10 protein-coding genes and 1 pseudogene are annotated in these 12953 nt (G+C 53.8%); 6 read left to right on the forward strand and 5 right to left on the reverse strand.

The features are described 5' to 3' along the window. Positions 1-144: 144 nt before the first annotated feature. The 3 genes and pseudogenes from NBE99_RS03470 to NBE99_RS03480 all read left to right on the forward strand — a co-directional run bounded on the left by NBE99_RS03470 (position 145) and on the right by NBE99_RS03480 (position 3549). A pseudogene (locus NBE99_RS03470) lies at positions 145-759 on the forward strand (CsgG/HfaB family protein). A 138-nt stretch (positions 760-897) separates the two neighbouring features. After that, positions 898-1260 carry a single-stranded DNA-binding protein gene (locus NBE99_RS03475; protein ID WP_250683110.1) on the forward strand — a complete coding sequence of 121 codons (363 nt, stop codon included), beginning with the start codon at positions 898-900 and terminating at the stop codon, positions 1258-1260. A 54-nt stretch (positions 1261-1314) separates the two neighbouring features. Further along, the gene (locus NBE99_RS03480) at positions 1315-3549 is read left to right on the forward strand and encodes a transglycosylase domain-containing protein (RefSeq protein ID WP_250683111.1); all 2235 of its coding nucleotides are present in this window, start codon (positions 1315-1317) and stop codon (positions 3547-3549) included. Here the strand turns inward: NBE99_RS03480 and NBE99_RS03485 are convergent. Together NBE99_RS03485 and NBE99_RS03490 are read right to left on the reverse strand one after the other, a co-directional pair. Further along, positions 3546-4616, reverse strand: a complete 1071-nt coding sequence (locus NBE99_RS03485) for an ABC transporter ATP-binding protein (protein ID WP_250683112.1) — start codon at positions 4614-4616, stop codon at positions 3546-3548. The two genes, NBE99_RS03480 and NBE99_RS03485, sit on opposite strands and share 4 nt — an antisense overlap. A gap of 166 nt (positions 4617-4782) precedes the next feature. Beyond that, positions 4783-5250, reverse strand: a complete 468-nt coding sequence (locus NBE99_RS03490; RefSeq protein ID WP_250683113.1) for a DUF4079 domain-containing protein — start codon at positions 5248-5250, stop codon at positions 4783-4785. A 162-nt stretch (positions 5251-5412) separates the two neighbouring features. Here NBE99_RS03490 and NBE99_RS03495 point away from each other — a divergent pair, with 162 nt between their 5' ends. Then, complete coding sequence (locus NBE99_RS03495) at positions 5413-6345, forward strand: DUF1517 domain-containing protein (protein WP_250683114.1); 933 nt, start codon at positions 5413-5415, stop codon at positions 6343-6345. Between the two features lie 7 nt (positions 6346-6352). On the opposite strand, the gene NBE99_RS03500 is transcribed toward NBE99_RS03495, so the two are convergent. Together NBE99_RS03500 and purC are read right to left on the reverse strand one after the other, a co-directional pair. Further along, on the reverse strand, positions 6353-7336 hold the full coding sequence (locus NBE99_RS03500) for a glucokinase (protein ID WP_250683115.1): 984 nt from the start codon (positions 7334-7336) through the stop codon (positions 6353-6355). A 10-nt stretch (positions 7337-7346) separates the two neighbouring features. Beyond that, a complete protein-coding gene (gene purC / locus NBE99_RS03505) occupies positions 7347-8081 on the reverse strand; it encodes a phosphoribosylaminoimidazolesuccinocarboxamide synthase (RefSeq protein WP_250683116.1) in 735 nt (244 codons plus the stop codon). A gap of 140 nt (positions 8082-8221) precedes the next feature. On the opposite strand from purC, the gene NBE99_RS03510 reads away from it, so the two are divergent. Together NBE99_RS03510 and NBE99_RS03515 are read left to right on the forward strand one after the other, a co-directional pair. Then, complete coding sequence (locus NBE99_RS03510) at positions 8222-9019, forward strand: helix-turn-helix domain-containing protein (RefSeq protein WP_250683117.1); 798 nt, start codon at positions 8222-8224, stop codon at positions 9017-9019. A 9-nt stretch (positions 9020-9028) separates the two neighbouring features. Beyond that, positions 9029-12520, forward strand: a complete 3492-nt coding sequence (locus NBE99_RS03515; protein WP_250683118.1) for an AAA-like domain-containing protein — start codon at positions 9029-9031, stop codon at positions 12518-12520. Here NBE99_RS03515 and NBE99_RS03520 read toward each other — a convergent pair. Next, positions 12517-12837: an MgPME-cyclase complex family protein gene (locus NBE99_RS03520; RefSeq protein WP_011057339.1), complete on the reverse strand. Its 321-nt coding sequence runs from the start codon at positions 12835-12837 to the stop codon at positions 12517-12519. The two genes, NBE99_RS03515 and NBE99_RS03520, sit on opposite strands and share 4 nt — an antisense overlap. Between the last annotated feature and the right edge of the window lie 116 nt (positions 12838-12953).

The following is a 12953-nucleotide window of genomic DNA, read 5'->3' on the forward strand; positions in this document are numbered from 1 at the left end:
ACGGCGATTACTCGCTAATCTACAGTCTCAGCTTTCAATAACCATAAAAACTGTGCTATCGTTGGCCACTAAAAATGTCAGCCTAGAGGTTTAATTGATCCTTCAACAGCGGCACAAATTGGCCGACTGCTGGGAGCTGATGCGGTGATTATTGGCTCAATTACTCAATTCAATTTGGAGCGATCGGGATCGGATGTCAATGTTGACTTTTTTGGCAGCAGTGTTGACAATCGTCGCTAGAGAGCTAGTGTACAGTTGACGGCTCGGATTGTGAACACCACCACTGGCGAAATTTTAGCGGCCACTGAAGGACGGGAAACCGCAGAGAAGAAGACCGCTGGCGCAAGTGTTTTGGGGACGGGGGCAAGCAGTTTTGGTGAGGCGGCTGATCCACTACTATCGGCAGCAGCTGAGCAAGCAGTGAACCAACGGGTCGAGGGGATTGTTCGGCAAGAACCTGCCTTGGCTGCCCTAGCACCGGTGCTTCCCAATGTTGTGGCTGTGGTGGCCGATGTCTCCCTAGGTCGAGTGATTTTGAATAAAGGGAGTAGAGACGGCTTGCGCCCAGGGATGTTCTTCTCGATTGAACGAGTGATTAAGGAGATCAAAGATCCAACAACAGGCAAGTTGCTGCGCCTCGATAGCCAGCCCATCGGTCGAGTTCAAATCACAGAAGTGGATGATGTTTCTGCGGTTGGTCGTGTTTTGAGTGGTCAAGGTCTTAGGGTTGGCGATCGCGCAAAACCTGTATCAAATTAGCCACCAACCCTGAACTAGCATTAAGAACAGGGGGTTGCAATCCACTTAGGGAGAGGCTATATCGATACTCCTCTTGCTTTAAGGAAGTAGAATCAAACGATATACAATGAAGCGAAGAGCAATCTGAGGCAGTTGGCCATGAGTCTAAACGTGGTTCATCTAGTGGGTCGTGTCGGCAGTGATCCCGACGTGCGCTACTTTGAATCGGGGAGTGTGAAGTGTCGGCTAACGTTGGCAGTGAATCGCCCCAGCAAGGATGATCAACCCGATTGGTTTAATTTGGAAATTTGGGGCAAAACGGCTCAGGTGGCTGCTGATTATGTGCGTAAAGGAACGCTTTTGGGTATTAAGGGCAGTCTCAAGTTCGATCGCTGGCAAGACCGCACAACGGGGGTTGATCGCTCTACACCGGTCATTTTAGTTGAGCGCATGGATATCCTCAGTTCCAAGCGGGATACGGATCCGAGTGCCGTGCCAGCAGGCTATGTACCAGAAATGTAGGGATACAATCGAGTTACTCGTTCGTCAAAGGACACGATCCCTCTTGTTGCTGCCATGCCCAATCCTGCCCGAGATCTTTGGCAGTCCATGACCCAGACCGTCACCCAAGCGGTGCAAACGGTACACTCTCGCTTTGATTGGCAACAGGTCTCCCTGCGGGAAAATGCGCGCACGCCCGAACTATGGGTGGAGTTCAACGGCCAACGGCAAGTTTTTCCCTTAGTGGGCGATCGCTATATTCTTGGCCGTAGTCAGAGTCGCGCCGATATTATGATTGACGCGGAGATTGTCAGTGGCACCCACGCCCGCCTAAAACGGCTCACCCCCACAGGCGTCTTTCAAATCCAAGACTTAGACTCTACCAATGGCATCTATCGGCAACGGCAGCGACTGCAAACGGGTGAGCTGCACCATGGCGATGTGATCACCCTTGGGCCACCGGAGGTCAAAGGCGCCGTTACCCTCCGCTTCCATAATCCACCCCCCCCTTGGGTTCAGGTTCTCACCTACAGCATTTGGGGAATCATGGGCATCAGCGCCCTTGGGATTGGGTTGCTGAGTGTGGAGGCCAACAAAGTGGCGGTGCGTCCCCTGCCTCCGATTGAGCAAGGCCCGATTATTCTCCTCGATCGCCAAGGGGAACTGATCAATCCTGTGGAAGATCGCCCCCACCGCGAACTGCAACGGCTCAATGACTTTTCCCCTTACTTAGTCCATGGGGTCTTGGCCTCTGAGGATGTGCGCTACTACTGGCACTTTGGTGTTGATCCTCTGGGCATGGCGCGAGCGGTAGTTACCAACCTATTAACCCGCCAAACACGCGAAGGAGCCAGTACCCTCTCCCAACAACTGGCACGCACCCTTTTTCGCTCCCATGTGGGGATGGATGAGAACCTCGGCCGCAAATGGCGCGAAATGGCGGTTGCCCTGAAGTTGGAATTTTTCTACAGCAAAGATGAGCTGCTCTTGGCCTACCTCAACCGTGTCTATTTGGGCATGGGCAATCGCGGTTTTGAGGATGCTGCGCAATTCTACTTTGATAAGCCTGCCAAAGATTTGACGCTCAATGAGGCGGCCACCCTAGTGGGAATTTTGCCGGCACCTAACCGCTTTAACCCAGTGCGCGACTACGATGCTGCCGTGGATTATCGCAATCGGGTGATTTTACGTATGGTGCAGCAGGGCTACATCAGCAAAGAAGAGGGCGATCGCGCCCGCCGCTCCCGCATTGAAATTAGTCCCAAGGCGCGAGAATTGCTCACCGCCCAACGCTTTCCTTACTACACAGACCATGTCTATCAAGAACTAGCTCAACTCCTTGGCAATGAACTCGCTCAAGAGGGCAACCTGATTGTGGAGACAGGCCTAGACTCCCGCTGGCAAGCACTAGCCGAAACAAGTCTGCGCAATTTTATCAGCAGCACTGGCAGCGCCTATGGGGTTCAGCAAGGAGCCTTGATCACCCTTCAGCCCAGTAGTGGTTTGATTCTGGCCCTCGTGGGCGGGGTGGACTACCAAAAAAGCCAGTTTAACCGTGCCACCCTTGCCCTGCGTCAGCCCGGTTCTACGTTCAAGGTGTTTGTCTATACCGAAGCCCTCCTGAAAGGCCACACGGCTGGTGAAACCTTTTCCTGCGCTCCCGTCTTTTGGGAAGGGCAACAATTTGAGGGTTGTCGGGGGGGTGGCGGCGCCATGGATCTGGCCACTGCTTTAGCCCTTTCTGAAAACCCCATTGCATTACGCCTCGCCCAAGCCGTTGGTTTGGAGGCAACCATTCGATTGGCCAGAGCAATGGGAATTACAACGCCCCTGCAAGCGGTTCCCGGCCTTGTTCTCGGTCAAAGTGAGGTCACCCTCTTTGAAATGAGTGGTGCCTTTGCTGTGCTCGCCAATGAGGGACAGCGCATTCCACCCCATGCCATTCTCTCTGTGCGCGATGGCGGCGATTGTAAAAGCGCAAACGACTGGCAGACCTGTCGCCTCATCTATGCGGCTCAAGAGGAAACGCCTCAACGGGTTCTCGCTCCCGCGATCGCCAACGAAATGACAACGCTCTTGACCGCTGTCGTGAGTCGCGGAACCGGTCGTGCCGCTGCCATTGGCCGCTCCGTGGCTGGCAAAACCGGCACTACCAATGATGGTCGCGATCTTTGGTTTATCGGCTATGTGCCCACTGCCGATGTTCTCACTGGGATTTGGCTAGGGAATGATGACAATAGTCCCACTCAAGGCAGTAGTGGTCTTGCTGCCGCTCTTTGGGGAGAGTACATGGGACAGGCTCTAGATTAGTGCTCCTTGGGGAAAAAGCGCACGGCTTGAGCAGCCACCTTCACAGCAGTCCCAATGGGTAAATCCACCTCGAGGGGCTGGCGGGCATGGAGTTCTTGCCCGGAGGGCAGTTGAATACAGTAGCGATACTCGCGACCGAGAAACTGGCGATCGCGAATCACAAAGCAACTGGTGGCTTCAGTGTCTGGCTGCAACTGGAGATCCTCTTCTCGGATCATCACTTCCCCTTCTCCTTTGGCTAAGGCACCCAACAGGGGAAACGTACCAACATCAGTACGCACCTGAGACCCTTCGGCACAGGCAGGCAAAAAGTTGGCTTGGGTAATAAACCCCGCCACAAACCGCGAGGCGGGCTGGCAATAAATTTCTTGGGGGGTGCCCACTTGTTCAATTTTGCCTTGGCGCATCACTGCCAAGCAATCCGACAGACTCAGAGCTTCCTCCTGATCATGGGTGACAAAAATCGCCGTTGTCCCTGTGCCCTTGAGAATTGCGCGTAATTCCTCCCGCAGTTGTAGGCGCACTTGGGCATCGAGATTACTGAGGGGTTCATCGAGGAGAATCACCGCCGGTTGGGGGGCGATCGCCCGTGCCAAGGCTACCCGCTGCTGCTGACCACCGGAAAGTTCATGGGGATAGCGCTTTTGCATCCCCTCTAGGTGCACCAAGGCCAAAACTGCTGCAACCCGCTCCTGAATTTGCTGCTTACTGAGGCGTTGTTGTTGCAAACCAAAGGCAATATTCTCGGCCACCGTCAAATGGGGGAAAAGGGCAAAATCCTGAAAGACCATGCCTAAAGACCGCTGTTCAGGAGGGACAAAGACATTTGCCGCTGCCACACAGCGCTCGCCCACCCTAATTTCCCCGGCATCTGGCGTGTCCAGACCCGCAATTAAGCGTAGTAACGTTGTCTTGCCGCAACCCGAAGGCCCCAACAGCCCCAGAATTTCCCCCTCCTGAACCCAGAGGCTAACATCGTGAATCGCGGGAAAGCGACCAAAGGACTTGTATAAATGCTCAACTTGGACGGCTGTTTTCAGCGTTGGCATCAGGGAAAGTGTGGTCATGATCACCCAGAAAGTGAACCGCCTGCAATCAGTAAAGCTATGGAGCACCCACTGCATTAGGAATTATTTGCAGTAATTAGTGCTCCTCATATTTTGGCACAAAAGTCCTCGCTTGTTGCAGAGATTTTGCAATTGCTACGGCTACTTCCTAGGCTGCCCCTCTCACCTAGCTGGCATTGAGAATTCGCTGCACAATTTGCAGACCCGTGACTGCTTGCCAGCCAAAGAGGATCACCAGAAACAGGTTGAGGGTCATGTGCAGCGCGCGCGCCACCTCACTGCCTTTTTGCATAAAGGGGGTCAAACTCGCAGAAATCGCAATCAGTGCCGTCATCGTTAGCCCGACAATCAAGTGGGGGCCGACAAAGAGCTTGCCATTATTGATGTAGGTGACCGCCATCCCACCAATCGTACCCATGACCATCAAGGCCAGTAGGATGGCGCCAACTTGGTGGTGTTTGATATTTACCTTCGATTGGATCAGTGCTTTCTTTTCCTCGCCGCTGAGGGAGCGTAGGCGACGGGTTTGAATCCCCAGATACATGGCATACAGGGTCAGAGCGAAGAGAACCCACATCAGCACTGGGTGGGCAAATGTAATGACGGGTTTAAGGGGTGCAGGAATCTCAATCATCGTTTCATGAACAGAACTCGGCAGGCAAAGAATCTATCGAGAGTTTGCTTCTCATATCCTACAGGTTTTGGTCGGAGTTCCCCATCTGCTCTAAAGATGGCAAAACGTTAGACTGAGAGCAGGACATCTCCTTCGGTGTGTCAATCCTTGGGAACACGATTTATGATGAAAACTTTTTGGCAACGTCTCAAATCCGTCACGGCAATTGTGGCAGTGGGGGTATTGATTGCCCATCTTGTCCTTGACAGTGGTGCAGCATGGGCGGCTCGCAGTGGCGGGCGTGTCGGGGGTGGCTCCTTTAGTCGGCCGGCACCCACTCGTTCCTACCGTGCCCCTCGCAGTGATTATGGCTATGCCCAGCCGGTTCCGGTCTATGGCGGTGGTTTTGGCTTTCCCTTCCTGATTCCTTTCTTTGGTTTTGGGGGTGGCTTTGGTGGCCTATTCACGATCATCATGATTGGTGTGCTGGCAAATATCTTGATCTCCACCTTCCGCAACTTCCGCAATAGCAGTGATGAGTCAGAGATCTACCAAGATAATCCGGTCGTCTCGCTGCATACGCTGCATGTGGGATTGCTTGCCCAAGCGCGTGAACTCCAAGAGGAGCTGAATCAACTGGCGCTCACCGCCGATACCCAAAGTCCCGAAGGTCTGACCAAAGTGCTGCAAGAGGCAACCCTTGCTCTGCTGCGGCATCCCCAATACTGGGTCTATGCCCATGCCAGCAGCCAAGAAACCAAGCTGTTGCAAGCAGAAACCGCCTTTAACCAACTGGCGCTGGCAGAACGCAGCAAGCTGAGCGCGGAAACCCTCTCAAATTATCGCCGTGAGATTAAGCAGATGGCGATCGCCCCTGTGGTGAGCAATGATGTGGGTGAATACATTGTTGTAACTTTGGTGGTGGCTGCCACTGGCCGCTTGAAATTGCCCGCAGTCAATAATGACCTCGAGCTACGGCAAGCCCTACAACAGTTGGGAGGCATTGGTAGCGATCGCCTCCTAGCCGTCGAACTCCTCTGGCAACCTCAGGCAATTGGCGACACCCTCACCGCCGAGGAACTGCTGCTGGCCTATCCCCAACTAAAACACCTGTAAAGGCTCATCAAGCCCCCTGAGCCGCCAAATGGACTGTGCCCCGTAATCCCACTTCTGGATTGGTAATCACAGCAACGTACAACTGCTCCATCAGGGGGCGAAAGCGTCCCTTCTGCACAAACCCTTGGAGAAACGTGCCATCAGTCATTTTCGGCAGGATTTTCGGGGCAATTCCCCCAGCAATTAGCACTCCCCCCAAGGGCAAACTTTTGAGAGCAAGGTTGCCAGCCTCTGCCCCGTAGGCTTCGACAAACATCCGCAAGGCTTCCGCACACAGGAGATCTCCCTCGAGGCCGTATTGACTGACCACGGCGGCGCGATCCTTGACATCTGCCATGGCTGCTGCCACCGCTAGAGATTCAGGGGCAAAGTTCACACCCCTGAGATAGTCGTAAATCGCCACTAGCCCCGCACCAGAAACCACCCGCTCCACGGAGACTCGCTCGTAGGTTTGCCAGAGATAGCGCAATAGACCCATTTCCTGTTCATTACGGGGGGGAAAGTCGGTGTGGCCGCCCTCAAGGGGCATCACTTGATAGCGATCGCCCTGCCAAATCATTAGTGCTTCGCCTAAACCGGTTCCTGCCCCCAATAGGGCAATCGGCGCTTGGGGACGCCGCGGACGATCCTGAAGCACGACAAAATCCTCTGGCGGCAGCACCAACGAGCCATAGGCCACGGCGGCAAAATCATTCAGCAGCGTCACGCACGGGATCTGCAATGCCGTTTCTAATTCGGTCCCACTGACGTGCCAGCCCAAATTGGTGACCTGAGCCACTTGGTCAATCACTGGTCCCGGAATTCCCAGACAAGCCCGCTGGGGATGCACAGGACTCTCCTTGAGGAAGGTTTGCAAAAGGGTTGTCAGGTCGGGGAAATCGCGGCTGGCGTATTTAGCCCTGTGGAGCAAATGCCAATCACTGCCCACCACATCCCACAACTCAACGAGAGTTTTTGTGCCACCCACATCGGCACCGAGCACAACGGTCATTGCCCACCCCTTACAAACTGACGCTATGGGCTAACACTCGCTGCATCACGAGGGCGTAGGCATCCTCAATGGCACCCAAATCTTGGCGAAACCGATCTTTATCGAGAATGCGCTTTTGAGGATCGCTTTCATCTTGATTCCAGAGGCGGCAACTGTCGGGACTAATTTCATCTGCTAAGAGAATCTCGGCCGTCGGACTGCGGCCAAATTCCAGCTTAAAGTCCACCAAGGTAATGCCACACTCGGCAAAAAAGCGACTGAGATGGGTATTCACTGCCAAAGCCATTTCCCTGATGGTTGCGACTTCCTCATCTGTGGCAATCTGCAATAGGCGCAGGCGATCGGGGGTTAGCAGAGGGTCGCCAAGATCATCATTCTTGAGGTAAAACTCCACTAGGGGGGGATCGAGTTCTAGCCCCAAGGGCAATCCCGTCTGCCGACAGAGGCTTCCCGCTGCCCGATTGCGCACCACCACCTCAAGGGGAATAATCTCCAGCCGCCGAATGTGCATCTTGTTTGGCGCCACTTGGGCAATAAAATGGTTGGGGATGCCCTGAGCCGCTAGATACTGAAATAAATGGCTGGCGATCGCGCAGTTCATCACTCCCTTGTTTTGGATCGAGCCGCGCTTCTGAGCATTAAAAGCCGTGGCATCATCCTTGAACTCCGCCAGCAAGATGTCTGAATCCGCTGTGGCATAAATAATTTTTGCCTTGCCTTCGTACAAGGGAGAGAACTGAGTCATAAAAAGAGGTGCGTCTAAAAGCCAGATCTAGCCTAGCAAAGGCAGTCCCCCAATCCACAGCAGCTTGCTATAGGATAATCCCAATGACTAAACCCCTCTTCGGCAACTTGGCATAGACTGACGGCAGGAGATAGATAGCGATGCCTCACCTCAGTAATCAACAGGCAGAAAAACTGGCAGAAATTGGTGCCTTCCTCCGCGACAAGCGACTCGAACTAGGTCTGAGCCTTGAGGAGTTGGCCGCCAAAACGTTGGTGCGCCAGTCAATCCTTGCAGCCATTGAAAATGCCAGCCTAGAGGAGTTGCCCGAGCCCGTTTATACCCAAGGATTTATTCGCCGTTTTGCCGATGCCCTTGGTCTTGATGGCAAAAGTATTGCCGCTAATTTTCCAACAGTGGCTGACCCTGTGGAGCGCCCCGATAAGCCCAGTGTTCCCAAGGGCGGAATGGGCTGGCAGTTGCGTCCGATTCACCTCTACCTGATGTACTTTGCCCTCGTGGCAGCGGCAGTGGCTGGGTTGGCCTATCTCTTTCGTCCTCAAGCCCAAAGCATCACTGATTTAACCCCCGCACCTACTCCTACCGCGTCCCCCAGCCCCACCCCCACAGTAGCGGCAACGCCGACGCCCAGTCCCACTACCCCTGAAATGCTTGAGGTCAAGTTGTCCCTCTCCGATGCCTCGTGGCTCGAGGTGGAAGCCGATGGTCGAGTTGTCTATGCCGGTATTTTAGAGTCGGGGACAGAGCGCAGTTGGCAAGCCAAGGAACGTTTAATTGTCCGCACGGGGAATGCTGGCGCTGTCAAGGTGAGTGTCAATAATGGCCCGTCCCAACCGATGGGGCAACTGGGAGAAGTTACAGAAAAAGAATTTCTAGCGAGTCAGGCCACTTCAGAGACCACCACGTCAACGGCACCTAAGCAGACGGTTGCGAACTAGGTCAGACCCATGGATGCCGCAACGACTTATCAGGTGGGCGGAAGCTTGCCCACCACATCGGCAGTGTATGTCCGACGTCAAGCGGATGCAGATCTGTTGGCTGCCCTCACCGCTGGCGAGTTTTGCTATATTCTCAATTCGCGGCAAATGGGCAAATCTAGCTTGCGGGTGCAAGTAACGCAGCAATTGATGACAATGGGGTACCGCTGTGCTGCCCTCGACATTACCAAAATTGGCAGCCAAAATATTCAACCCGAGCAGTGGTATGCCAGCTTTGTTGGTGCCCTCATTCAGGGATTTCAGTTAACCGATGTGGTCTCCTTGCGCTCTTGGTGGCGCGATCGCCAGCTTGTGTCGCCCATTCAACGCCTCAGCGAATTTGTTGAAGAGGTTCTCCTAGCCCATACGCGGGAGCCACTGGTCATTTTTATTGATGAAATTGACAGTCTTTTGAGCTTGCCCTTTTCCACCGATGATTTTTTTGCTTGGATCCGCGCTTGTTACAACCAACGGGCGGACTGTCCCGACTATCAGCGGTTAACCTTTGCCCTTTTTGGCGTCGCCACCCCCGATCAGCTCATTCAGGATAAGCAACGCACCCCCTTTAACATTGGCTGTGCCATTGATTTACAGGGATTTACCCTTGCAGAAGCCACACCTCTCCTCAAGGGCATTGCCCATCTCAGCGATAGCCCCGATCAACTCTTAGCGGAAATTCTCAACTGGACAGGCGGTCAGCCCTTCTTGACCCAAAAACTCTGTCGGCTGCTGCAACACCACGGGTCATTTATGCCCGCGTCAACCCTATCCCAGCAGTTAGCACAGTTTGTTCAAGAACATCTTCTTCAAGACTGGGAGCGGCAAGATGAACCCGAACACTTGAAAACGATTCGCAACCGTCTCCTTGCCGATGAACAGCGCATCGGTCGTCTCTTGGGTCTCTATCAGCGCGTTTTAGAAACGGGTGGTATTCCTCTTGATGGCAGCAGTGAGCAGCGTGCCCTTGCTCTCACCGGACTGGTGTGCCAGCGCCAAGGCAAATTGCAAGTCTTCAACCCCATCTATGCCCATATCTTTGATGCTGCGTGGGTGGAGCAACAACTGGCGCAACTGCGCCCCTACAGTGAGGAGTTTCAAGCGTGGCTGCGCTCTGGGGGGAGGGATAGTTCTCGGCTGCTGCGGGGACAGGCCCTTGAAGAAGCATTGCTGTGGGCCAGTGGCAAAAGCCTCAGTGATCTGGATTATCAGTACCTCTCTGCTAGTCAAGAGGCCAACCAAAAGGCGATTCAAGATACCCTCTTCCTCGAGCGCCAAGAAAAGGAAGCCATCAGCGCCGCCAATCGGATTCTGGAAGCAGCTCGCCGCAAAGCCAGTCGTCTAACTCAGCGGGCCCTCATGGCGCTGGGCATTGTTTCTGTGATTTCCTTGGGGGTAGCCGCGATTTTGGCTAAAACCCACGCTGATTTGCAAGCCAGCCAAGAAAGTTTAGCCCTTGAGCAAACCAGTAACGATCTCCTAGAACAATTTCAAAGCCAAGAGTTGCCTGCTCTGTTGGCAGGAATTCAGGCAGGACGTGACCTAAAACGATTGGTGGGCGATCGCCCCCTGAGCCAATACCCAACCACACGCCCCCTCTTTGTGCTCAATTTTTTCCTCGATCACATTCAAGCCCGTAACCAATGGCAGACCCAGAACACTCCCCTGATAGCTGCTTTTTTGGGCAGGAATGACCAGCAGTTGAGTATTAGTGAAAGCGGCCTAGTTGAATTTTGGCGGGTAAATGGGGAGCGACTCAATGCCCAATCGCTAGATATTGGCAATGTCAAACTGGCACGGATTAGCGTTGCCGGCGATCGCGTCGGTCTCCTCAATGACAAGGGCGAAATTTCTCTATGGCGTGTAGAACCGCAAAAACTCGTCCTTGAGTGGCGTTTACCTGCCTTACCGATCAACAACTTCCGCTTTAGTCCAGAGGGTCAAGAGTTGGCGGCCACCACCACCACGGGAGAGATTCTTCGCTGGAGTATTGAGGGGGAATTATTGGCCACCATTCCCACCCCCAGCCAGACGATCAATAGCTTGAGTTATGCCATCAGGGGCGATCGCTTGGCCACCGCTGATGAAGACGGATGGATTCGCGTCTGGTCACGCCAAGGAGCACGCCTAGCAGCGTGGCAAGTGCAAGCCGATGTCCCCATTCCCCAAACCAGCTTGACCTATCTCAGTAATGGCCAGTTGGCCACGGTCGGTAAAGATGGTACCCTCCGCCTCTGGAATGCCAAGGGGCAACAAATCAATCAATGGCGTGTCAGTGCGGCGCCGGTGTATTTTGTGGGCACCTCCCCTGTGGGCTATCGTCTATTAACCTTGAGTACAGATAATACACTGCGACTTTGGCAGCCAACGGGTGAACTGATTGCCGAGTTGCGCGGTCATGAACGCTTGATCAATACTGTTAGCTTTAATGCAACGGGTTCAGTGCTCCTCAGTAGCGATCGCGGTGGGCAGATGACGCTGTGGTACCTCGATCATCACCGCACGGAACAGTGGCTTGCCCATCAAGACAGTATTTGGACACTGGCCTTGGATCCCCAAGCAGCCACGCTGGTCAGCGGAGGCAAAGATGGTCGTGTCAAGCACTGGCAACGGGATGGCACCCTCCTTGCGACAACCCCTGTCCTCGATCCTGAAGGCATTAACCAAGTGCTCTTTAGTCCTAGCGGTCAACAGGTGGCGATCGCCACCAAGGGTGGAAAATTGGTGATCTGGAACCTTGGAGATCGATCCCAACAAACATGGCAACTGGCCAGCGAAGCTCCCCTCTACACTGTGGCCATGGATCCCCAACAGCGGTATTTAGCGGCGGGGGATGAAAAAGGCACGATTTATCTCATTGACCTCCAGCAGCCCCAGAACATTCAAAAACACAAAAGTGAAGGGGAAATTTGGAGCCTCAGTTTTCACCCGAAGTTGCCCCTGTTAGCGAGTACTGGGTCTGCGGGCACCATTGAGGTTTGGGATGTTGCGGGCGATCGCCTTGCCTATCGCTTGAATCCAGATGCAGGATGGCTGACTAGCCTTGAATTTAGTGCCAATGGTCAATTCCTTGCGGCGGCTGGCGAAAGCGGCTCAGTCTATTTGTGGTCAATTCACGGCAAAAGTGCCCCCGGCAACCCCCGTGTCTTCCGTGCTCACCAGCGCAGTATTGTCAGTCTGAGTCTTAGTCCGGATGGTGAAATGATTGCCACCGCTTCCCCCGATCGCAGTGTGCGGGTTTGGAACCAAAGGGGTCAGCTCATCACCCTGATTGATCGCATGTCTGCCATTCCCTACAGCGTTGATGTGAGTGGCCAAGACAAGCTTTATGTAGCGATCGGTACCGAGGACGATGAGGTCTTAATTAGCCCGCTGGCTAACCTAGAGCAATTGCTGACAGGCGCCTGTGACTGGCTCAAGGACTATCGTCAACAAAATCCCAGCGTTGCTCAGGCGTGCCCCTAAACACTTGCGAGGGAAGCGAGGGGGTTAGGCACTTCCTCACTGGTGAATTGTCCCATCAGCACATACTCTAAGCGCAATTTCAGCCACTGGATAAACTGCTGATTGGTGGAAATAATAGCTGCGGCGGGCTGCGGACAACGCGCCTTCTGTTCAGCAAACTGGGGCTGCTCTAGAAAGGCTGGTTCTGGCACTAGCCAAAAATCAATCTCTTTGCCTTGCTCCCGATAGTGACGCTGTCGCTCGCGAAACACTTCTTCAAGGGGTTCTTCCTCAGTCAAAAACTTTTTGCTTGCGAGAATGTAATAGTACGTCGCCATAGGGATCTATGCAAAACCACAACATATTCTATACAGATTTCAGCTTACCATAGGGGGAACCCCTGCCTCCATAACGCTCTAGTTCTGAAGTTTTCTGAAGTTTCTGGTGGGAGCGA

Origin of the sequence: Thermosynechococcus sp. HN-54, assembly GCF_023650955.1 — a bacterium.
Classification (GTDB): domain Bacteria; phylum Cyanobacteriota; class Cyanobacteriia; order Thermosynechococcales; family Thermosynechococcaceae; genus Thermosynechococcus.

Excerpts from the sequence above, each read along its gene's own strand:
- NBE99_RS03475 (WP_250683110.1), top strand. The coding sequence starts at position 898 with ATGAGTCTAAACGTGGTTCATCTAGTGGGTCGTGTCGGCAGTGATCCC.
- NBE99_RS03480 (WP_250683111.1), top strand. The coding sequence starts at position 1,315 with ATGCCCAATCCTGCCCGAGATCTTTGGCAGTCCATGACCCAGACCGTC.
- NBE99_RS03485 (WP_250683112.1), bottom strand. The coding sequence starts at position 4,616 with ATGACCACACTTTCCCTGATGCCAACGCTGAAAACAGCCGTCCAAGTT.
- NBE99_RS03490 (WP_250683113.1), bottom strand. The coding sequence starts at position 5,250 with ATGATTGAGATTCCTGCACCCCTTAAACCCGTCATTACATTTGCCCAC.
- NBE99_RS03495 (WP_250683114.1), top strand. The coding sequence starts at position 5,413 with ATGATGAAAACTTTTTGGCAACGTCTCAAATCCGTCACGGCAATTGTG.
- NBE99_RS03500 (WP_250683115.1), bottom strand. The coding sequence starts at position 7,336 with ATGACCGTTGTGCTCGGTGCCGATGTGGGTGGCACAAAAACTCTCGTT.
- purC (WP_250683116.1), bottom strand. The coding sequence starts at position 8,081 with ATGACTCAGTTCTCTCCCTTGTACGAAGGCAAGGCAAAAATTATTTAT.
- NBE99_RS03510 (WP_250683117.1), top strand. The coding sequence starts at position 8,222 with ATGCCTCACCTCAGTAATCAACAGGCAGAAAAACTGGCAGAAATTGGT.
- NBE99_RS03515 (WP_250683118.1), top strand. The coding sequence starts at position 9,029 with ATGGATGCCGCAACGACTTATCAGGTGGGCGGAAGCTTGCCCACCACA.
- NBE99_RS03520 (WP_011057339.1), bottom strand. The coding sequence starts at position 12,837 with ATGGCGACGTACTATTACATTCTCGCAAGCAAAAAGTTTTTGACTGAG.